General features: G+C 69.4%; 19 protein-coding genes and 3 pseudogenes. 8 read left to right on the top strand and 14 right to left on the bottom strand.

Annotation, left to right across the window (positions count from 1 at the left end):
• Positions 1-28: 28 nt before the first annotated feature.
• Both sfnG and QFZ58_RS34335 read right to left on the bottom strand, forming a co-directional pair.
• A complete protein-coding gene (gene sfnG, locus QFZ58_RS00375; protein WP_307122852.1) occupies positions 29-1,159 on the bottom strand; it encodes a dimethylsulfone monooxygenase SfnG in 1,131 nt (376 codons plus the stop codon).
• Between the two features lie 360 nt (positions 1,160-1,519).
• Entirely contained in the window at positions 1,520-1,600 is an 81-nt protein-coding gene (locus tag QFZ58_RS34335; RefSeq protein WP_373428643.1) for a putative leader peptide, read from the bottom strand.
• Between the two features lie 197 nt (positions 1,601-1,797).
• Between QFZ58_RS34335 and QFZ58_RS00370 the strand changes: the two genes are divergently transcribed.
• Both QFZ58_RS00370 and QFZ58_RS00365 read left to right on the top strand, forming a co-directional pair.
• On the top strand, positions 1,798-2,706 hold the full coding sequence (locus QFZ58_RS00370) for a LysR family transcriptional regulator (protein WP_307122851.1): 909 nt from the start codon (positions 1,798-1,800) through the stop codon (positions 2,704-2,706).
• A 728-nt stretch (positions 2,707-3,434) separates the two neighbouring features.
• A complete protein-coding gene (locus QFZ58_RS00365) occupies positions 3,435-3,968 on the top strand; it encodes a 2'-5' RNA ligase family protein (protein WP_307122850.1) in 534 nt (177 codons plus the stop codon).
• 204 nt (positions 3,969-4,172) lie between these two features.
• On the opposite strand, the pseudogene QFZ58_RS00360 reads toward QFZ58_RS00365, so the two are convergent.
• The 12 genes and pseudogenes from QFZ58_RS00360 to QFZ58_RS00305 form a co-directional block, all read right to left on the bottom strand.
• A pseudogene (locus tag QFZ58_RS00360) lies at positions 4,173-4,319 on the bottom strand (IS5/IS1182 family transposase); the annotation flags it as partial.
• Positions 4,320-5,152: 833 nt separating this feature from the next.
• The gene (locus QFZ58_RS00355; protein ID WP_307122849.1) at positions 5,153-5,611 is read right to left on the bottom strand and encodes an Rrf2 family transcriptional regulator; all 459 of its coding nucleotides are present in this window, start codon (positions 5,609-5,611) and stop codon (positions 5,153-5,155) included.
• 91 nt (positions 5,612-5,702) lie between these two features.
• A complete protein-coding gene (locus QFZ58_RS00350) occupies positions 5,703-6,599 on the bottom strand; it encodes a TauD/TfdA family dioxygenase (RefSeq protein WP_307122848.1) in 897 nt (298 codons plus the stop codon).
• A gap of 53 nt (positions 6,600-6,652) precedes the next feature.
• Complete coding sequence (locus QFZ58_RS00345; RefSeq protein ID WP_307122847.1) at positions 6,653-7,021, bottom strand: ferredoxin family protein; 369 nt, start codon at positions 7,019-7,021, stop codon at positions 6,653-6,655.
• Positions 6,981-7,928 (bottom strand): FAD-binding protein, encoded by a 948-nt coding sequence (locus QFZ58_RS00340; protein ID WP_307122846.1) that lies wholly within the window; start codon positions 7,926-7,928, stop codon positions 6,981-6,983. The genes QFZ58_RS00345 and QFZ58_RS00340 overlap by 41 nt, the downstream gene beginning before the upstream one ends.
• A complete protein-coding gene (locus tag QFZ58_RS00335; protein ID WP_307122845.1) occupies positions 7,877-8,128 on the bottom strand; it encodes an FAD-dependent oxidoreductase in 252 nt (83 codons plus the stop codon). The genes QFZ58_RS00340 and QFZ58_RS00335 overlap by 52 nt, the downstream gene beginning before the upstream one ends.
• Positions 8,125-9,479: pseudogene (locus QFZ58_RS00330) on the bottom strand (LLM class flavin-dependent oxidoreductase). Before QFZ58_RS00330 ends, QFZ58_RS00335 begins: the two are co-directional and overlap by 4 nt.
• Before the next feature lie 83 nt (positions 9,480-9,562).
• On the bottom strand, positions 9,563-10,510 hold the full coding sequence (locus tag QFZ58_RS00325; RefSeq protein ID WP_307122844.1) for an ABC transporter permease: 948 nt from the start codon (positions 10,508-10,510) through the stop codon (positions 9,563-9,565).
• Positions 10,507-10,884 (bottom strand): annotated as a pseudogene (locus QFZ58_RS00320) (ABC transporter ATP-binding protein); the annotation flags it as partial. The pseudogene QFZ58_RS00320 and the gene QFZ58_RS00325, both read right to left, overlap by 4 nt.
• Before the next feature lie 227 nt (positions 10,885-11,111).
• Positions 11,112-12,347 (bottom strand): acyl-CoA dehydrogenase family protein, encoded by a 1,236-nt coding sequence (locus tag QFZ58_RS00315; protein WP_307122843.1) that lies wholly within the window; start codon positions 12,345-12,347, stop codon positions 11,112-11,114.
• Between the two features lie 13 nt (positions 12,348-12,360).
• Positions 12,361-12,942 carry a winged helix-turn-helix domain-containing protein gene (locus QFZ58_RS00310; RefSeq protein WP_307122842.1) on the bottom strand — a complete coding sequence of 194 codons (582 nt, stop codon included), beginning with the start codon at positions 12,940-12,942 and terminating at the stop codon, positions 12,361-12,363.
• 291 nt (positions 12,943-13,233) lie between these two features.
• Entirely contained in the window at positions 13,234-14,280 is a 1,047-nt protein-coding gene (locus tag QFZ58_RS00305) for an amino acid ABC transporter permease (protein ID WP_307122841.1), read from the bottom strand.
• Positions 14,281-14,978: 698 nt separating this feature from the next.
• Here QFZ58_RS00305 and QFZ58_RS00300 point away from each other — a divergent pair.
• From QFZ58_RS00300 to QFZ58_RS00275, 6 genes are read left to right on the top strand one after another with little or no spacing between them, the layout of a single operon-like run.
• Positions 14,979-16,115, top strand: coding sequence for an LLM class flavin-dependent oxidoreductase (locus QFZ58_RS00300; RefSeq protein ID WP_307122840.1), 1,137 nt, complete (start codon positions 14,979-14,981; stop codon positions 16,113-16,115).
• The gene (locus QFZ58_RS00295) at positions 16,112-16,648 is read left to right on the top strand and encodes a GNAT family N-acetyltransferase (RefSeq protein WP_307122839.1); all 537 of its coding nucleotides are present in this window, start codon (positions 16,112-16,114) and stop codon (positions 16,646-16,648) included. The genes QFZ58_RS00300 and QFZ58_RS00295 overlap by 4 nt, the downstream gene beginning before the upstream one ends.
• 29 nt (positions 16,649-16,677) lie before the next feature.
• Complete coding sequence (locus tag QFZ58_RS00290) at positions 16,678-17,601, top strand: ABC transporter substrate-binding protein (RefSeq protein WP_307122838.1); 924 nt, start codon at positions 16,678-16,680, stop codon at positions 17,599-17,601.
• A 21-nt stretch (positions 17,602-17,622) separates the two neighbouring features.
• On the top strand, positions 17,623-18,645 hold the full coding sequence (locus tag QFZ58_RS00285; RefSeq protein WP_307122837.1) for an amino acid ABC transporter permease: 1,023 nt from the start codon (positions 17,623-17,625) through the stop codon (positions 18,643-18,645).
• A complete protein-coding gene (locus tag QFZ58_RS00280; protein WP_307122836.1) occupies positions 18,642-19,448 on the top strand; it encodes an amino acid ABC transporter ATP-binding protein in 807 nt (268 codons plus the stop codon). The genes QFZ58_RS00285 and QFZ58_RS00280 overlap by 4 nt, the downstream gene beginning before the upstream one ends.
• A 38-nt stretch (positions 19,449-19,486) precedes the next feature.
• A complete protein-coding gene (locus tag QFZ58_RS00275; RefSeq protein ID WP_307122835.1) occupies positions 19,487-20,470 on the top strand; it encodes an ABC transporter substrate-binding protein in 984 nt (327 codons plus the stop codon).
• The last annotated feature ends 55 nt before the right edge of the window (positions 20,471-20,525 follow it).

The raw sequence follows: 20,525 nt of genomic DNA, 5'->3' as shown, positions 1-20,525 counted from the left end.
CGTGGTGTCGTCGGTACGGGAGCGCGGGTCAGGCCCGCGCGGCGGGCAGGGGTTCCCGGTCGGGCTGTTGTGCCTCCAGTTCGCGAACGAGCGGCAGGACGCGCTTGCCGAAGTACTCGACTTCCTCCAGGTAGTGCAGGAAGCCGAGCAGGAGCAGGTCGACGCCGAGGCGCTTGTAGGCGACGATCCGTTCGGCGATCTGCTCGGGCGTGCCGATGAGTCCCGTACGAAAGCCGTCGTTGTACTGGACGAGGTCCTCGAACGTGGAGTCCTGCCACATGCCCTTGCCGTCGGACGTGGACCTGCCGGCCTGCCGGACGGCGGAGTCGAAGCCGTGCACCGCCTCGGTGTCGGCTTTGGCGACGATCTCCCGCAGGGTGTCGCGCGCCTCCGCCTCGGTGTCGCGGGCGATGAGGAAGCCGTTGAGTCCGAACTTAGGCGCGGCGCGCCCCGCTCCGGCAGCCGAGGCGCGTACGTCGCGCAGCTGCTCGGTGACGCCGTCGAAGTCCTTGCCGTTGCTGAAATACCAGTCGGAGACGCGTCCCGCCATGGCGCGGGCGGCAGTGGAGTTGCCACCCTGGAAGATCTCCGGATGGGGGCGCCCCGTCACCTCGACCGGCTTGGGCTTCAGGCTGAAGTCGCGGATGCGGTAGAAGTCACCGGCCAGTTCGGCGTGGTCCTCGGTCCAGACGGCGCGCAGGGCGCGGATGAACTCCTCGGAACGCCGGTAGCGTTCATCGTGTTCGAGCCAGGGCTCGCCGAGGGCGGTGAACTCGCCCTTGAACCAGCCACTGACCACGTTGACTGCGAAGCGGCCGCCGGACAGGTGGTCGGCAGTGGCGCCCAGTTTCGCCAGCACACCCGGGTGCCACAGACCCGGGTGGACGGCGGCGATGACCTTCAGACGTTCGGTGGCGAGCAGCAGGGCGAGGCTGAAACTCGTCGACTCGTGCTGGTACTCGGCGCCGTAGCTGGCCATGTAGCGGACCTGGCTGAGCGCGTACTCGAAGCCGTTGTTCTCGGCGAGCACCGCGAGTTCGCGGTTGTAGTCGTAACCCCAGTCGGTGCGCTGCTCGATAGTGCTGGTGACCAGGCCACCGCTGACGTTGGGCACCCAGTAGGCGAAACGGACCGGATCGGAGCCGGACGGTACGGGCATGAGGGAACTCCGGAGGTTCAGGTTCATGGAAATGCGCGGACGCGGGCCGACGACGGGAAGACAGGGGAGAAGAAGCGGAATCGGTCGGCGGAAAAGCGGATACCGGGTATGCGAAAGAGCGCCTGGGCGCGGCAGAACGCACTTCAGGAAGAGCGCTGCCGAAAGGCGGAGAAACGCGTACGGGAGGTCATCGCGGAAGCTGCGTGACCGCGCGACGAACCGGCCGGGAAGAAATGCGCGGGAAAAGGCGGCGAGGGGTTCTGTACGTCACCGGCCGGCAGGAGGCCGGCGGGTTTGCACGAGGGTTGCCCTCTCGGGCCGCCGGAAGCGCGTGCCCCGGACGGCGTGGAGCCGGTGCTCTCAGACCGCGGGGCGACAGACGGCGCTGGAGACACGCGCGAGGTCGACGTGGCGTCGTCGCGTGAGGTCCTGTCGCTTCATGTCACCGATCCAACCAGTGGGGAGTCCGGCAGGTCAAGAGAGCCGGTATGCCGTTCCGCATAGTGGGCGGCGCCCCGAGTGACGTCCGGCCCGGGTACAACATTACCCGCGCCGGACGTGCAGGGGGAGTCGTTGTTCGCGAGGCTGTCATAGGGTTTCCCTTGAACGCACCCCGGGAAGCGGGCACGCTGAATCCCGTGCGTATCGAACAGCTGGAATACATTGCGGCCGTGACACGGTTCGGATCACTCCGCCGGGCGGCCGAGGAACTGCACGTGTCGCAGCCCGCTCTCAGCGAGACGGTGCGCAATCTGGAGCGGGAACTCGGTGTCGACCTCCTCGAACGCAAACGTTCCGGCGCGAAACTCAGCGCGGAGGGACAAAAGTTGCTGCCACTCATCGGGGGCGTGCTCGACGCGGTCGACCGGCTGCGTGGCGCGGCGGACGACCAGCACCGCATCAGCCGTATGATCCGGCTCGGCACGGTCAACACGGCCACCGTCCCCCTGGTCATACCGACCATGCGCGAGTTCCGCGAGACGCACCCGCTGACCCAGGTCGAGGTGGTGGGGGCCCAGCAGGAGGACATCCGGCGGGGACTGACCGAGGGCGCCTTCGACCTGGGCCTGGTCAACTGCCTGCGGGGCGACGACCCGGCGCACGGCCTGGAGACCACCGTACTGCTGCGCGGGCGGCCGGTGGTGTGTGTCCGCCCGGACAGCGCGCTGGCCCGGCTGGACGCGGTGATCGCGGACGACCTGCTCGCGCACCCGCTGATCGTCATGCGCTCCGGCTATGTGATGCACCGCTACATCCACCGGCTGCTCGACGGACGCGCGCCGTCGTTCTCGTACTCCACCGACGGCGCCGAGATGGGGAAGCTGATGGTGGCCGAAGGGCTGGGGGCCACGGTGCTGCCCGACTTCAGCGTGTTCGGCGACCCGCTCGAGCGTTGCGGGGCGATCACCTGCCGCCCGATCACCGGGGACACCACCGACGTCGAACTGGTGATGCAGCGCCGCCCCTCCGTTTCCGTGCCCCGGGCGGCCCGTGACCTCCACGAGCTGTTCACCCGTCATGCGGCGGCACTCGGGCGCGAGGGCTGAGCCGGCTGCCGGCGCGGGGTGACTCAGCCGGAGCCGGGCAGTTGCCGGGTGGGTCGCCGTCCCGCTCATCGATGCGCCGACCCAGGAAGGCAAGGTGCACATCCCGCGGCGTGGGACGGACTCCACCGCGGGAGCGGCCTGTAGCCGTGTCGCGCCGGACGAACCGGGGCGGACCGACGGTGAGGTTCGCTGACATGATCATCCGCCACAAGGGCGAGCCCTTCGCGAAGCCGTCCTCGAGTGGGCGGTCGCGCGGGGGGTGCAGGGAATGATCGGCAGTTGTTGAGCCCGTGCTCGCCATTTTCCCGTCCTTCACCGGCGCCCGGCGTCACGGCCGGCCTCATAGCGTCCTCGGCCCTGTTGTCGGTGGTCTACGGCATGATGCGGTGCATGTGGCGGCCCGTCCGACCGAGGGTGTTCGAGGCCGTCGGACACAAGGAGAGGGGTGCTAGGGGCAGGCCAGTCACGGGCGAGGTGCACGTTCACTACGGTCAGCTCTACGTCGAGAGCGATCCGGACACCGCAAACCCGGGCCTCTCCGAGGCGTTCGCAGGCCAGATCAACGGGTTGTGCGGGGCTGCAGTCCCGGGTGCGCTCTGGTTGCAGCTCTTGCCCATCCAACCGCAAGCTGACGGCGCCGTGATCGGCGGCACAGGAACCGCAGGCGTCGCGTACTGCCGGACGGCGGGCAGCGAAACCCGCGGGGTGGCCGCCGGTAGGCTGAGGCGATGCGCACGGTCGAGCTCCTGTTGGACGAGGTGGCGGAGCTGGCGGTCCGGAGGGCCTGGAAGCGGTTGGCCGATGCGGGGCTGCCCAGTCAGGCGCGCCACCGCTCACCGACGAACAGTCCACACCTCACCCTGGCCACTTGCCCGGAGCTGACTGCCCCGATCCGCTGGGAGCTGGCGGAGGTGGCCACCGCTCTGCCGCTGCCGGTGCGCTTCACTGGTGTGGTCCGTTTCGAGCGGCCCACCTCGGTGCTGGCCTGGGCGCTGGACTGCGATGCGGCGCTGGCCGGTCTGCACCGCCGGGTGTGGGAGGCGGTCGCCTCGGACGTTCCGCCCCAGACCCTCAACCCCCTCCACTCACCGGGGCGCTGGAGCCCGCACATCACCCTGGGACGGACCCGACGCCCTGGTGCGTTCGCCGGCGGACGGGTCGCCGAACTGCTGCCCGCGCCGCCGTCGTCGGCCGGGCTTACCACCTTGCGCAGCTACGACACCACGACCGGCACCCTGGAGGTACTGGAGCCCCGCCTCTGAAGAGGCCACGTTTTGAGTCGATCAATGCCACCGTCACCGGATCAAGTTACAAGCCAGGTCTTGCCGCCTGGCTGGGCTGAACCGCCCATGGATCACCGCGACGCTCCCCGAATGAGTAGGCGTGGGCGCCGTGGCCGGGTCTGAGCCGCTCCCGCCGATCGCTTCTCGCGCAAGCGGCTTGGAGCCGGCGCGGATGGTGGTCCGTCACGGGCGGCGGCGGGGGCGGTCCTCCCAGCGGTGAGTGGTCCACGCTCGGCCGATCAGACTACGCACGGTGCTGATGGTGTCGGCGAGGTCGAAGAAGGCATTGATGACGGTGGTTCGGCATTCGTCGTCACAGCGGGCGATGCGCATGATGGAAGTACAGGCACAGACCCCCGGTGAGCTCGACGGTCTCAGTTCAGTGGCAATGAAACGAGATGTGCTGTCACAGGACATTCTGCATGGGTGCTGATGCCATTCCGTCATCAGGTCCAAGGACCAGGCGCCGAACTAGGGCGTGTTTCGAAAGTAGCGTCGTCTGCCCGAAGGGCAGGCCCGGGGGCGTCTGGTGCGTGCGATCGCAAGGCGGAGGGTCGCCTCGATACCGGGTGTATCGGGGTGATCCCGACAACGCGGCGAGCGTGCGAGCCAGACGCCCCCGGGCAGGCGGGACTTTCGAAACACGCCCTAGCGGCTGTCGGAGGCGCACGAGGTGCCGGTGCCCCACCACCTCTCGTCCCGGGCGGCGAAGGTGGCGTTCACCATCTTGCGCAGGGCCGCGCGCATGGTTGCCCCGGTTGACGAACAGGTGCCGGACCCGCCGTAGCGTCGCCTCGGGCTCGCCGTGCTTGCCAGTCACCGCGACCCGCTTGATGCCTGACAACCCAACTATCCCGGGAATGATCGTCCGTGTCGCAGTGCTTATTGCGCACGATGGGTGGCTGACCGCGACCGCGTCCTGCTAGACCAGCGAGCAGAGCGCCCGCACCTGCCCGCCCGGCTCCACGCATGCCTCGAAAGGGTCAACACCATCATCGACAACGACCCCAGCTGCTGGCCCAGATCGCCGACGAGCGGGGCGAACAAGCCCTGCTCCCAAGCATCGGACGGGACTTGGTGACTGGGTCGACCATGGCGCGCGGCGGACCGGGTCAGTACGCCGCTATCTCGCCTTATGAGATCGGCGATGAGTGGCCCAGCGGTCAGGGATTCACCCAGGCGCCCGGTGCGTCGGTCAACGCGGACACGGCGGGGGGCAGTTGGGCCGACGCGACGTCGGCGAGCGACACGCCATCCAGGATCTCGCGCACGTTGGACCGCAGCGCGACCCACAGGGGGAGCAGCGACTCGGCGGGGCCGGTGTAGGACAGCTCCGGGGGGCGTACTCCGCGTACCGAGACCAGTGGTCCGTCCACGGTGCGGATGACGTCGGCGATGGTGATGGACTCGGCGGGCTTGGACAGCCGGTAGCCGCCGTTGCCGCCGCGCTGGCTGAGCACGAGACCGCCTCGGCGCATGTCGTTCAAGATGCTTTCGAGGAATTTGTGCGGGATGTCCTGGGCGTCGGCGATGGCCTCGGCCTTCAGCGGCCCAGCATCCCGTGACGCGGCGAGCTGAAGCGCGGCACGTACCGCGTAGTCCGCCCTGGCTGAGATCCTCATGTGCGCATTATCCCGTACGGCCACCGTCGGCGTCCGCTGCAGGCGGGCAGCCGGGCAGGGGCGGGCGTCCCCTGCCCGGCGGCCCAGGTGCTCAGGCCGCGGTGGGCGTGTAGTGGGCGGCGTCGCCCTCGATGACGTGGCTGAGGGCGCCGTCGACACCGGCGGGAACGTCGCCCGCCACGGTCACCCGGTGCAGCAGGCGCGGCAGGTCGCCGTAGTCGTCGGGGGCGTAGTGCTGGGTGATGCGATTGTCGAACAGGACGAGGTCGCCCGGTGTCCAGGCCACGCGCACGATGTTCTCGGGGCGGGTGACGTACGACTGGAAGATGCGCAGCAGGTCCCGGGAGTCGGCGGGGCCGAGGCCGACGATGCTCTGGGCGAAGCCGCCGATGAACAGCCCGCGCTCCCCGGTCTCGGGGTGCACGCGGACGACCGGGTGGGCGGTGCGGTACTTCCGGGAGACGAAGCGCTTGCGGTGCTCGGCGGCCTTCTCGCTCTTCGGGGCGGCGTAGTCGTAGTCGTTGGTGTGCACCGCCCACAGCCTGTCCGCCAGCTCGCGCAGCGGCTCGGGGAGATCCCGGTACGCGGCGGCCGAGTTGGCGATGAGGGTGTTTCCGCCGTAGGGCGGGACCACGATGCTGCGCAGCGTGGACGCCTTCGGGGGAGTACGGACGAAGGTGACGTCCGTGTGCCACTGGTTGGCGCGGATGCCCTCGTCGCCGTCGACGGGCAGGATCTGGGGCTGGCCGTCGACGGAGGGGACGGTCGGGTGCGCGGTGGTGAGGTCGCCGAAGAGGGAGGCGAAGCGGAGCTGGCCCGCGTCGTCGAGGTTCTGGTCGCGGAAGACGAGCGCCTTGTGTTCCAGGAGTGCGGAGTTGATCTCGGTGACGACGGCGGGGTCGAGGTCGGTGGAGAGGTCCACGCCGAGGATCTCGGCGCCGATACGGCCGCCGATCCTGCGGACGTCGAAGCCGGTGCTGGTGGTCATGTGCGGGTGTTCCCTTCAGGAGGTGATCGGCGAAGAGATGTTCAGTCGGGTCATCAGGAGGTGATGGGCAGGGAGGTTCCCTTGGACCCCGGCGGTCCGAGGGGAGGGCCGACGGCCCGCAGTGCGCCGGAGGTGCGGCCTTGTCCCCAGCCGATGTGCCGGCGGTAGCTGCCGAGGTGGCCCGCACGGTCGAGGTGCTCCTCGTCCCGGGCGGTGGGGTCGTCGGGCAGCGGGCGGGTCAGGGGGGCGACGTAGAGCGCGTCGGCCGGGCAGTTCGCCTCACACTGGAAGCAGGTCTGGCAGTCGTCGCGGCGGGCGAGCACCAAGAGGCCGTCCTCGGCGCGGTCGAAGACGTTGGTCGGGCAGACCTTGATGCACTTGTCACAGGTGATGCAGCGTTCCGCCGAGACCAGTTCGATCACGAGGCCACCTCCAGAGGTGCGGCCGGTGCCGTCGATGCGGTGGGCGCGCTGGACAGGGGCTCGGCGCGGGTCCGGTCGCCGCGTCCCCGGCCGAGTACAGGCCGGCGACGGTGGTGGAGCAGTCGTCGCCGGTGATGCGGATGCCGCCGGTGCCGCGCACGGTGCCCTCGGCGAGGAGTGTGACGGCGAAGCGCTGGGTGAAGGGGTCGATGCCGAGCCGGTCGAAGGTGAGGAAGAAGTTGGGCTGGGCGAGCCGCATAGCCTGCCGGGCCGCCGTGTCCGCCCGGTCGAGGCGGCAGTACACCTTCTCGCTGAGCAGCGCCCGCGCGATGATGGACCGGCCGCCCTGGCTGGCCGCTCCCTCAAGGACCGTGCCGTCCTCGCGGTAGAAGGTCGCGAAGGAGTAGAACGCAGTCTTGGTGACGGAGGTGCCCTCGGGTGCGATGCCGTACGCGTTGGAGAACTCCATCCCGGACAGCTCCGCGCCCACCTCGGCGGCGAACAGCGCGCCGTCGCCGGTGTTGACATTGCAGCCGAGCGCGCCGCTGAGGAACGCGCAGCCGCCGGTGGCCAGGACGACCGCCCCGGCGCGCACCCGGTAGGGCTGACCGGCCTGCCGCTGGTGACCCCTGGCCCCGGAGACCGCTCCGGAGGGGTCGGTGAACAGTTCGGTGACCGGACTGTGGTCGAGGACGCGGGCCCCGGCCCGCTGGACGCGGATCCGCATCCTGCGCATGTACTCCGGTCCCTGCAGGCCGTTCCTGAGCTGCTTGCCGTCCGGCCCTGTGGGGAAGGGGTAGCGTCCGGTCGCCGCAAGCTCGTTCATGCCCGCGTACGTCTGGTCCAGCACCCGGGTCATCCAGCGTCGGTCGGCCAGGAATCCGCCCAGTGCCTCCCTGCTCGCCATGGCGGCCTTCCGTGCGGCGGGCTGGGGGGGACGTACCAGACGCCGGTGCCGGCGGAGGCGGTGGCGCCGCTGGTGCCGCAGTAGCCCTTGTCGGCGAGGACCACGTCCGCTCCGCCCTGGGCCGCCTTGAGCGCGGCCCAGGTGGCGGCGGGGCCGCCGCCGACCACCAGGACGTCCGTGGTGAGGTCCACCCCGGTCATGCGGGCCGACTTTCTGCTGCGGCCGCCGCGGCCAGCCGGTTGGCGGGGCGGGCCAGGCCGCAGTTCTCGTGCAGGGTGCGCCCGGTGCACTCGGTGCGGAAGAGCCCGCGCCGCTGCAAGATCGGGACGACGTGGTCGACGAAGTCCTCCAGGCCGCCCGGCAGATGGGGCGGCATGATGTTGAAGCCGTCGGCGGCACCCTGGGTGAACCACTCCTCGAGCTGGTCGGCCACCTGTTCGGGGGTGCCGGCGAAGACGCGGTGGCCGCGGCCGGCGCCGAGACGGGCGATGAGCTCGCGCAGGGTGAGGCCGTCGCGGCGGGCGAGTTCCGCGACGAGCGTGAAGCGGCTCTTGTTGCCGTTGATGTCCCGTTCCTCGGACAGGTCGGGCAGCGGGCCGTCCAGCGGGAGCCCGGTCAGGTCGGTGCCGAGCATCCCGGAGAGCTGGGCGAGCCCGTACTCGGGCACCTGGAGGTCCGTCAACTCCTGTTCCAGCGCGCGGGCCTCCGCTTCGGTCGAGCCGATGACGGGGGCGATGCCGGGAAGCACCAGCAGTTCGTCCTCGGCGCGGCCATAGCGGGCGAGCCGGGACTTGAGGTCCTTGTAGAAGGCTTGGCCGTCGGCGAGGGTCTGCTGGGCGGTGAAGACGGCCTCGGCGTACTGGGCGGCGAACTCCTTGCCGTCCTCCGACGAACCGGCCTGCACCAGCAGTGGGCATCCCTGGGGGGTGCGCGGTACGTTCAGGGGGCCTTGCACCCCGAAGTGTCCCCGCGGTGGTTGATCTCCCGCACCTTGGCGGTGTCGGCGTAGACGCCGCGTTCACGGTCGAGCAGTATCGCGTCGTCCTCCCAGCTGTCCCACAGCTTGGTGGCGACCTCGACGAACTCCCGTGCCCGCTCGTAGCGCAGCCGGTGCTCCAGGTGCTCGTCCTGCCCGAAGTTGCGGGCCTCGTTCACGGCGCCGGAGGTGACGATGTTCCAGCCGGCCCGGCCGCCGCTGATGTGGTCCAGGGAGGCGAACTTGCGGGCGGTGTGGAAGGGCTCGTTGAAGGTGGTGGAGACGGTGGCGATCAGGCCGACGTGCTCGGTGACCGCCGCGAGGGCGGACAGCAAGGTGAACGGTTCGAAGCCGCCGAGGGCGTTGTGCCGGACCTTCCCCCACAGGGCGAGGCCGTCCGCGAGGAAGACGGAGTCGAGCAGGCCACGCTCGGCGGTCTGCGCGAGCTGCTGGAAGTAGCGCAGATCGGTGACCCGTTCGGGCTGGGTACGGGGGTGGCGCCAGGCGGCGTCGTGGTGGCCGGCGTTCATCAGGAAGGCGTTGAGATGGAGCCGACGGAGGCTGGTCGCGGTCATGGGGTTCCTCGGATCAGGGGCAGCGAGACGATCGGGGGAAGGAGGAGATCGGGAGGACAGAGGGGGGCGAGAAGGCGGCCGAGTCAGTCGCCGACCGGCACGCGCCAGGAGCTGAGCCGCCGCTCCACGGCCACCAGGAACTGGTTGAAGGCCACGCCGATGGCGGAGATCGTGATGATGCCCGCGTACATCTGCGGGATCGCGAAGTTGTACTGCGAGGCATTGATCAGATAGCCGAGGCCCGCCTTGGCGCCGATCATCTCTGCGGCGACCAGCACCAGGATGGACACCGTTCCCGCCAGCCGGATGCCGGTGAACATCACCGGCACCGAGGAGGGCAGGATGACCTTCCGGAACAGCCGGGGCGCGGACAGGTCCATCGACTTCGCCAGCTTCAGCAGGGTCGGGTCGACGTTGCGGACCGCGCTGATGGTGTTGAGCAGGATCGGCCAGGTGCACGCGTACACCACGATGGAGATCTTCGAGGTCTCGCCGATGCCCAGCAGCAGTACGAACACCGGCAGCAGGGCCAGGGCGGCGGTGTTGCGCAACACCTCAAGGAGCGGTCCGAGGAGGTCGGCGACCGGCCGGTACCAGCCGATCAGCAGGCCGAGCGGCACGGCGACGGCCACCGCGAGTCCGAATCCGCTGAACGAGCGGACCAGGCTGGCGCGTGCGTTGTCGGCGAGCTGACCGTCGATGGCCAGCCCCCACCAGGCACGGGCGACCTCGCTGAACGGCGGCAGGAAGATCGGGTCGACCAGGCCGAGTCGTGGTGCGGTCTCCCACAGCAGCAGTGCCACGATCGCAACGGACTTGGTCGCCCCCCTGACCAGCAGGTCCGGCAGTCGGCGGACCGCCCAGCGGACCCGGGCCGCCGTGGAGGGGACTTGGCGCACTCTCGACGGCGATGCGTCACGTGGCGGGGACGCGGCGGACGTAGCCGAGGAAGGGACCGGTACGGGTTCGGCGGTGCTCACCGAGTCCGGCGCCGTGGTCTTCTCGGTGGCCGTGCCGGACATGGGGCTCATACGGAAGCCTCCTCCTTCTCCAACTGCTGGGCCCTGGCCACCTCGTCGTGCAGCAGCGACCAGATCTCGTGCCGGTGCCGGGCGAACTCGGGACTGGAGCGGAGGTCGTCCGTCGCCGTACGGGGGCCGAGGGCGACCGGCACGATCCGCTTGATGCGGCCCGGCCTCGATGTCATGACGGCGACGCGCTGTCCCAGGTAGACGGCCTCGTCGATGCCGTGCGTGATGAAGACGACGGTCTTGCCGGTGCGCTGCCAGATGCGCAGCAGTTCGTCCTGCAGGGACTCCCGGGTCTGGGCGTCCAGCGCGGCGAACGGTTCGTCCATCAGGAGCACATCGGGGTCGTAGGCGAGGCTGCGGGCGATCGCCACCCGCTAAGTTGCAGCGAGCTCCGGCCAAGTCAACGTCGCCTGACGCGTATGTCTCATATCCTGAACTGCATGACATGCAAGTGAAGTGCGCCGTTCACAATCGCCTGAATTTCAGGTTGCGTGGCGAATCCCGATCGCGCCGAGTTCGGCGGCGAGATATCGAGCCAATTCGTTCTTGGAGCGGGCTTTTCGGAGCAGGCGCCTTGTCGCGAATCCGGAGCTCCGGGTCCTCAAGGTCGGACAGGCAGGACGAACGGAGGGTGCGCACCGTTGAGGAAATAGTCCCCTACGTCGCGGAGCCGGTGGGCGACGGGCTCGTACAAGGTGTGAGTTCGGGCGTTGCGCCAGAAGCGGTCGAAGCCCAGCCGCGAGGACGCGGAGCGGGCGCCGATGATGTCGAGGGCGCGGGCGGTGGACTCCTGCGCTGCCCTGGAAGCGGCGGCTTCGGCCATGGCCACGAGGACGGAGATCTCCGCGTACTCGTCGTAGGTGAGGTCTTCGCCCCGTGCCAGCCCGCCGTTCACGGCATCCACTGCCTGATCGGCGAGCGCGGACGCGGAGCGGGCGAGGACGGTGAGTTCTCCGTAGACGGTCAGCACCTGTGGGTCCTGGGGTGAGCCGGCCGGCCAGTCCGGGTGCCAGGGCGAGTGGCCCGCCCTGCTGTACTCACGAGCTTCGGCAAGCACCCCCTCAGCCATGCCCAGAAGGAGCTGGACCGAGAGAAGACGCCCGACCGGCGATGCCAGAGCAGTTAGGGGTGACAGAACGTCCTCGTCCGCGGACAGGGAACCGAGTACGTCGTGGGCGGCGACCGGTACGGCGTCGAACTCCACGCTCCCGCCGGCCGCGAGCCGCTGGCCGAAGGTGTCGGTGTCGCCGTCGATCCGCACGCCGTGACGGGCGGAATCGACGACGACCGCGAGTGGTTCGCCGGTGCCGGCCCGCTCGGCCCGCACGGCGAGGCGGTCGGCGACCAGAACCCCCGTGGCGTAGCTCTGCCGACCGTCGAGCACATAGCCACTGCCTTTCCTGGTCAGCGTCAGAGGCAGTTCCTGACGGGCGAAACCACCACCCCAGCACCACTGCTCCGCCGCGGACTTCCGCTCGACCTGAGCGGCGAGGGCAGGCTCGGCGAACAACCGGGCGCTCCACGACAGGAAGGAGTGACAGCCGAGCACTTGACCGATCGCGCCGTCGGCGGCGGCGATCTCCCGGACGACGGCGTAGGCCGTGGGCCAGTCCGTGCCGCCTCCCCCGAGCCCAGCCGGAATGAGGAGCGTCAGCAGTCCCGCCTCACGAAGCCCGGACACTTCGTCGAAGGGGGCCTTGCCTGCCTGCTCCCTGGCCACCGCGTCCGTGGCCAGGTCGTCCGCCATCTCACGGGCCACGCGCAGCCAGTGCGCACGGCCGGGCCCGATCCGGTCGGAATCCGAGGCGGGTCCGGACGGCGCAGTGGCAACGCCCATGGCGGTGGTCTCCTCAAGGTCGGCGGCAAGGTGCGGTGTTGGGGTCCTCTTGCTGGTCGGGCACGTACTTGTAGCCCACGCGCCGTACGGTGACGATCCGGTGCCGGTGAGCTCTGCCCAGCTTGCGGCGCAGCCGCGCGATGTGGACATCCACGGTGCGGCCGTCGCCGATGTGGTCGTAGCCCCAGATGCCGGTCATCAACTGCTCGCGCGAATGCACCTGGTGGGGATGGAGAACGAGATGAGCCAGCAGTCCGAACTCCAGATAGGTCAGGTCGAGTTCGCGTCCGTCCAGCTCTGCGACATGTCGTGCGGGATCGATGCGCACGCCGCCGCCTCCCGTCTGCTGCGCGACAGGTGCGTCCGTGTAGCCGACCGGCCGGATCTCACGTCGTGTCACGTCCTTCGCGAAGAGCTGGGCGGGATCGGTGCCCTCGGGGACGAGCACGAGGTAGCCGACGAGGGGAGCGGAACCGTTTCCCCCGTCGCCTCCCTCGTCGCCGAACTGCGCCGTGTCACCGACGAGGCGGAGGTGGCGCACGTCGGGGAGTGGCGAATGCAATGGAGTGGCCTGGGCCGGAAGTGCCGTGGTCATGGCGGTCGTCCTTCAGGAGTGCGTCGGGCCATCAGGCGCACCGGTGGCTTTGCCTGATCACCTGGGATGAGAGAGAAGGAGCGGAGTGGCACGCGCAACGTGTGAGCGGCGAGCCGTCTACGCGCGACAGCAGGCGGCGCTGACGACGTGACCAAAGTCGACATGCCGACGACGAACGAGTCGCTGCTGCGTGTGGGCCATGTGCATCATCCTGCGCACCCGCTGGGCGAGCCGTCAATGCTTTCCTAGTAAATCGATGGGAAATGTAGGGAACGCAACACCGCGGGGGGTTCACCGGCCACCGTCGACTGCCGGGCGGGCGTCGGGCGCCGTCGCCCTGTACAGCCGGGCGCGCAGCGCGGCCAGATGGACCCTGAGCTTTTCCAGAGGCGTGGGCGGCAGCGCGCGGGCGGAGCCACGCGCGTAGTGGCGCTCGACGTAGAACTGCCCCGCGCTGAGCACGGTCGTGACGGCGACGTACCAGAGGGTGGCCACCATCAGCAGCGGGATGACCTGGTACGTCTGGTTGTAGACCAGCTGGACCGAGTACAGCAGATCGTGCACGGCCAGCACGCTGACGATGCTGGTGCCCTTCAGGGTGCCGATCAGCATGTTCCCCGCGGTCGGGACGATGGAGCGCATCGCCTGCGGGATGACGATCCGGCGCAGGGTGCGCCGCCTGCCGATGCCGAGAGCCTGGGCGGCTTCCGTCTGGCCGGAGTCGACAGACAGGATGCCGCCGCGCAGCACCTCGGCGGCGTAGGCGGCTTCGTGCAGGGTCAGGCCGATGACGGCAGTGAGGGTGGGGCCGAGCAGGTTGACCGTCTTGACGGTGACGAACTCAGGCCCGAAGGGGATGCCGAGGCCGAGCGTCGGGTAGAGGGCGCCGATGTTGAACCAGAACAGGAGCTGTACCAGCAGCGGAGTGGACCGGAAGATCCACACATAGCCCCAACTCAGCGTGCGCAGAACAGGGTTGGCAGACAGCCGCATCACGGCCAGCGGGGTGCCGAGCAGGAAGCCGAGCACCATCACCACGCCGGTCAGCCACAGGGTGAGCAGCAGCCCGTCGAGCACGGCGGCGGTGGCGAAGTACCGGCCCACCACCTCCCACTGGAAGGCGCGGTTGCGGACGACGGAGTTGACCACCATCGCGAAGACCAGCAGCGCGGCGGCAGAGGTCAACCAGCGGCCGGCGTGCCGGCGCGGCAAGATCCGTGGCAGATCGTCGTCGGGGCCTGGGCGGCCCTGGGCGTGACCCGAGGCTTTGAGGCGTTCTGCGAGTGGGATGGTTGCTGAAATACGGGAGGAATCGGCGATGTCGGATGGCGAGACCATCAGGAGGCTCCAAGGGAGGGAAGCGCGGGCGTCGGTGACCACCCGGCGGCGCACGGTCGTGGATTCCGAGCAGGCACGGTGCGGGCACGGGGCGGTGTGGCTGGGGTTCGGTTCGGCGTCATCGCGCGCCGCGTCCCTCAACGCGGCCGGTACGGCTGCCGCGAGCGGCGGAGCCGGTCCGTTCTCGATCGTATGGGCGCACCACGCGCATGTGTCAACCACGCGCAGGGACTGCTGGGCGCCGGTCCGGCATCCGGGCCGTAGTTGACGAGAAGCGAGATGTACTGCTCAATTGATCGCATGAATGCCGAGCAGCGCCTGGTCACCCGTGACCACATCGACTTCGGTCGGGTGTGGTCCGCAGCGTGTTGCGCCTGACGCGGCAGCGGGCCGTCTGACCGGCCCTTCCCTCCCTCGGTGACCCCGTTGCGGGCCGAGTTCCTCCCTTCGCAGCACCGTCGTACGCATGCGCTGAACACACGCTGAATCCGCGTACGAACGGTTTTGCGAGACCTGACACGCGCTGCCGCCGCCCGACCTCGGCCGAGGCTCATGTCCCGGCGTCATCACACCTGCTCACCACCTGGTTCCCAGCACCCTGAAGCGCCGTCACACCCGGCCGCTCCGAGGGCTGCTCCACCGTGCCCGCGTGCTGCCCACGGCACGGCCCCATAAGACTTGAGGAAAGGCCATCTCCCATGCCAGTGGAATTCCTTGGCATCGCCGCCACCAACGACGGCTCCGAAACCACCCCGCGCTCCGGCGCCGCTTTCGACAAGGAGTACACGCTCCGGCTCGCCCGGGCGCACGAGGACCACGGCTGGGACCGGGTGCTGTTCGCCTACGGTTCCGGGTCCCCGGACCCCTCGCCGGCTGCCGCCTACATCGCGAGCAGGCTGGACCGCCTCCAGATCCTGCTCGCCCACCGGCCCAACGTCTCCTACCCGACCTACGCCGCCAAGACCTTCGCCACCCTCGACCAGATCAGCGAGGGCCGGCTGACCGTGCACTTCATCACCGGCGGCAACGACCGTGAGCAGGGCCGCGAGGGCGACACCCTCACCAAGGACGAACGCTACGCCCGCACCCGCGAGTACATCCGGATCGTCAAGAAGATCTGGACCACCCACGAGCCCTTCGACCACGAGGGCGCGCACTACCGCTTCCACGACTTCGTCAGCGATGTCTTCCCGGTCCAGCAGCCCCGCCCGAACGTGTCGTTCGGCGGCTCCTCGCCCGCCGCGTATGCCGCGGGGGGCGCCGAGGCCGACATCTACTGCCTGTGGGGCGAGCCGCTGGAGAAGACCGCCGAGCAGATCGAGGCCGTGAAGTCCGCAGCGAAGGCCGCGGGCCGCACCGACGTGCCCCGCCTCCAGGTGGCGTTCCGCCCGATCATCGCCCCGACGGAGGAGCTGGCCTGGGAGAAGGCCCACCGCACGGTCGGCGCGATCAAGGCCCGCAAGGAGAAGGACGAGGCGATCACCAAGCGCCACAACGGGCCGGCACGGCCGCAGAACGCCGGCTCGCAGCGGCTGATCGCGATCGCCGAGGCGGGAGAGCGCTACGACCGTGCCCTGTGGACCCCGACCGCCGCCGCCACCGGTGGCGCGGGCAACTCCAACGCCCTGGTCGGCACCCCGGAGACGGTCGCCCAGGCGCTCCTCGACTACTACGACCTCGGCGTCGACATCCTCTCGGCCCGCGGCTACGACCTGCTGGGCGACGCGATCGACTTCGGCCGGTACGTGATCCCGATCGTCCGCGAGGAGGTCGCCAAGCGCGACGCCGAGCGGGCGGCCCGCGGTCCGCAGACCCTCGCGGCGGTGCACGGATGACCTCCGTCGCACAACCGCCGTCGCGCTCAGCCGAGCCGGCAGTCATTCACGTCACCGTGTCCGACCCGCGGGTGAGACCCTTGCTGCGCGAGCTCGGCGACGAGTACTCCACGCGCTACGGCAGGGACGCGCACACCGAACTCGCCCGCTACCCCGACGAGGAGTTCACCGCCCCACACGGCGGGGTGCTGCTCCTGCTCCTCGAACACGGCGAGCCGGTCGCGGGCGGCGCCTTCCGCCGGTACGACGAGACCACGGCCGAGCTGAAGCGGATCTGGACGCACTCCGCCCACCGGAGGCGCGGTCTGGCCCGCCGTGTCGTCGCCGAGCTGGAGCGCGAGGCGAGCGCCCGCGGCTACCGGCGGATCTACCTGACCACCGGGCCGCGCCAACCCGAGGCCCGCGGTCTGTACCTGACGACCGGCTACACCCCGCTGTTCGACACCGAGGCCGACCCGGAATCCATCGGCCCGCTGCCTTTCGAGAAGCACCTGCCGGCCGCACCACCCCAAGGAAAGGCAGCCAGCCTGTGAACGTCCGTGGCACCGGAACCCTTCTGCGTATGGCCGCCACCATCGCGCTGCTGCCCGTACTGACGCTGACCGCCTGCGGGGCCGGCGGCGCCTCCGGCACCACACCGGCGGGTGCCCAGGCATCCCCCACACCGACCGACGACCCGGTCACCGCCGTACGCAAGGTGGACTCCGTCGCCGCCCTGCTGCCCGCCGACGTCCGCAAGGCGGGCACGTTGCGGGTCGGCAGCTCGATCGGGTTCCCGCCCGGGGCGTACTACCCGAACGGGCAGGACAAGCCGCCCGCCGGCCAGGACATCGACATCGCGGACGCGGTGGCCAAGGTCCTCGGCGTGAAGTTGGAGCGGCAGGACGCCTCCTTCGAGACGATCCTGCCCGCCCTCGGCAGCGGCAAGTACGACTTCGGCACCGGCAACTTCGGCGTCACCATCGAACGCCTGAAGACCATTGACTTCGTCACCTACATCAACGACGGCCAGGGCTTCGCGGTGAAGAAGGGCAACACCGCGCTCAAGACTAAGGTCACCGACCTCGCCAAGCTGTGCGGGCTGACCGTCGGCACCGGCGCCGGCACCACCTTCGAGGCGACCCTCACCGCGCAGAAGGGCGTATGTGCCAAGGCGGGCAAGAAGCCGTACGACGTGAAGGTCTACTCGGAGAACGGGGCGACTCTCACTGCGCTGCAGCAGGGCCGGATCGACGTGATCATGTCGACCATCAACGGCCTGCGCTACCAGGCGGCACAGCCCGCGTCCGGGACCGCCTTCCTCGGTGAGTACCACCGCCTCGACGTCGGCTTCGCCTTCAAGAAGGGCTCCCCGCTCACCAGGGCGCTCCAGGCCGCCGTCAACGAGTTGATCAAGGACGGCACATACGCCCGGATCCTCAAGAAGTGGGGCACCTCCCCCTCCGCGATCGAGACGTCGCGGATCAACCCGCCCGAGCACACATAACATGCGAGCAGGAACACCACGATGAGACCGACCACCGACACCGCGCCGCCCGGCGCGGCCATCCCGGGCGGCGGCCGCGAAGCCCCGCCCACGCCGGACGCCCCTGCTTCGCTCAAGGTCGTCCCCGCCCGCCACTACGCCCGCTGGGCGTCGGCTGCCGCCGTGACCGTGCTGGCTGCACAGTTCGTGCACGGGCTGGCCACCAACCCGGTCTGGGAGTGGAGCGTCTTCCGCGACTACATCCTGTCCGAGACGATCGTGCAGGCGGTGTCGGTGACCCTCCAGCTCACCGCCTACGCCACGGTGCTGGGATTCCTCCTGGGAACCGTCCTGGCGTTCATGCGGCTGTCGCGCAGCCCGGTGCTGCAGACCGTCGCCTGGACCTACATCTGGATCTTCCGCTCCATCCCGATGATCGTCCAGCTGGTGTTCTGGTTCAACCTGAGCGCGCTGTACGACAGGTTGGGCATCGGCATCCCCTTCGGCCCGGTGTTCTGGTCCGTCGACAGCAACAGCATCATCGGCACCATGGGTGCCGCGGTCATCGGGCTGACGCTGCACCAGGCCGCCTACGCCGCCGAGATAGTGCGTGGCGGTGTCATCGCCGTCGACCACGGACAACTGGAGGCCGCCGCGGCGCTGGGCATCCCCCGGCTGCGGCAGATCCGCCGGATCGTGCTGCCGCAGGCCATGCGCGCCATCCTGCCCACTGCCGGCAACGAGATCATCGGCCTGCTCAAGGGCACCTCGGTGGTCTACGTGATGGCCATCGGCGAGCTGTTCTACCAGGTCCAGGTGATCTACGGCCGCAACGGGCGGGTGATCCCGCTGCTGCTGGTCGCCACCGCCTGGTACGTGGTGCTGACCTCACTGCTGTCCATCGCGCAGTACTACGTGGAGCGGCGCTACGCCCGGGGCGCCAACCGCACCCCGCCACCCACCCCGCTCCAGCGCGCCCGGCGCTTCGTCCGCACCCTGCGCGCGGCGGCCGCCCAGCGCAACCAGCCCGTCATACCCCTGAAGCCTTTGGGAGACAGCCGATGAGCGACGTGCCGGTGGCCGTCAAGGACGCGAAGCCGACGGTCGACGACGTGATGGTGGACGTCCACGGCGTCCACAAGAGCTTCGGCCCGCTGGAAGTGCTGCGCGGCGTCGACCTCCAGGTCCGCACCGGCGAGGTCACCGTGATCCTCGGCCCGTCCGGCTCCGGAAAATCCACACTGCTGCGCACCATCAACCACCTGGAGAAGGTCAACCGCGGCTGGATCGCCATCGACGGCGAACTCATCGGCTACCGCCGCTCCGGCGGCAAACTGCACGAGCTCAAGGAGAAGGACGTTCTGAAGCAGCGCACCCACATCGGGTTCGTCTTCCAGAACTTCAACCTCTTCCCGCACCTGACCGTGCTGGAGAACCTCGTCGAGGCTCCCGTCTCCGCGCTGCGCCGCCCGCGCAAGGGGGCGGAGGAAACCGCCCGCCGACTGCTGGAGAGAGTAGGACTCGCCGACAAGACCGACGCCTATCCACGGCAACTGTCCGGAGGACAGCAGCAGCGCGTGGCCATCGCCCGCGCACTCGCCCTCGAACCCAAGGTACTGCTGTTCGACGAGCCCACCTCAGCGCTCGACCCGGAACTCGTCGGCGAGGTCCTCGACGTCATCAAGGACCTGGCCCGCACCGGAACCACCATGATCGTCGTGACCCACGAGATCGGCTTCGCCCGCGAGGTCGCCGACACCGTGGTGTTCATGGACGCCGGTGTCGTCGTGGAACAGGGCCCGCCCGCGGCCGTACTCGACGATCCGAGACACGAGCGCACCCGCGCCTTCCTCTCCAAGGTCCTCTGACCACCCCTCACCCCTCCCCACAAGCAAGGAGCACGACTGTGTCCACCTCGATCACCCGCCGCACCTCCGCCGCCGCGCTGGGACTGACCGCCGCCCTCGTCCTCGCCGCGTGCAGCAACCCCTCCGACGGCGGCAGGACCGAGGTCGCGGCCACGTCGGGCAGCAAGACGAAGATCAACGTGAGCCCGGACCAGGACCGCATCACCACCGACAAGGTCGACTCCATAGCAGCCGAGGTCCCGGAGAAGATCCGCAAGAGAGGCACCCTGGAGATCGTCGGATCGTCCGGCTCCGCTGCGCCCCTGACCTTCTACGCCACCGACAACAAGACCATCATCGGCGTCGAGCCTGACATCGCCTCCCTGGTCGCCGACGTGCTCGGCCTCAAGCTTCACATCAACACGGTCTCCTGGGAGAACATCTTCGTCGGCCTCGACAGCGCCAAGTACGACGTCGGCTTCAGCAACATCACCGTCACCGAGGAGCGCAAGGAGAAGTACGACTTCGCCACCTACCGCGAGGACAACCTGGGCTTCGAGGCGAAGAAGGGCAGCGGCCTGAAGATCACCGGGCCGAAGGACGTGGCGGGCCAGACCGTCGCCGTGGGCAGCGGCACCAACCAGGAGAAGCTGCTCATCGAGTGGAGCAAGGAGAACGAGAAGGCCGGCCGCAAGCCGGTGAACATCAAGTACTACCAGAACGACAGCGACACCTACCTCGCCCTCCAGTCCGGCCGTATCGACCTCTACCTCGGCCCCAACCCGACCGCCGCCTACCACGCGGTTACCACCGGGAAGACAGAAGTCGTCGGCACCTACTCCGGTGCCGGCTCCACCCTCCAGGGCCTCATCGCGGCCACCACCAAGAAGGACAGCGGCCTGGCCGAGCCGCTCGCCGACGCGCTCGACGAGATCATCGACAACGGCACGTACAACAAGGTGCTGGAGCGCTGGGGCCTGCCCGACGAGGCCGTGACCAAGTCCGAGATCAACCCGCCCGGACTGCCCAAGACCAACAAGTAGCCGCCGAGGACGCGGGGCCGCAGTACGCCGTGGTACGCGGCCCGGCACCAGTCCC

Origin of the sequence: Streptomyces sp. B1I3, assembly GCF_030816615.1 — a bacterium.
In the GTDB taxonomy this organism is placed as follows: domain Bacteria; phylum Actinomycetota; class Actinomycetes; order Streptomycetales; family Streptomycetaceae; genus Streptomyces.
Note: the sequence above shows the minus strand (reverse complement) of the source record. Positions and strands in the feature narration are given on the sequence as shown.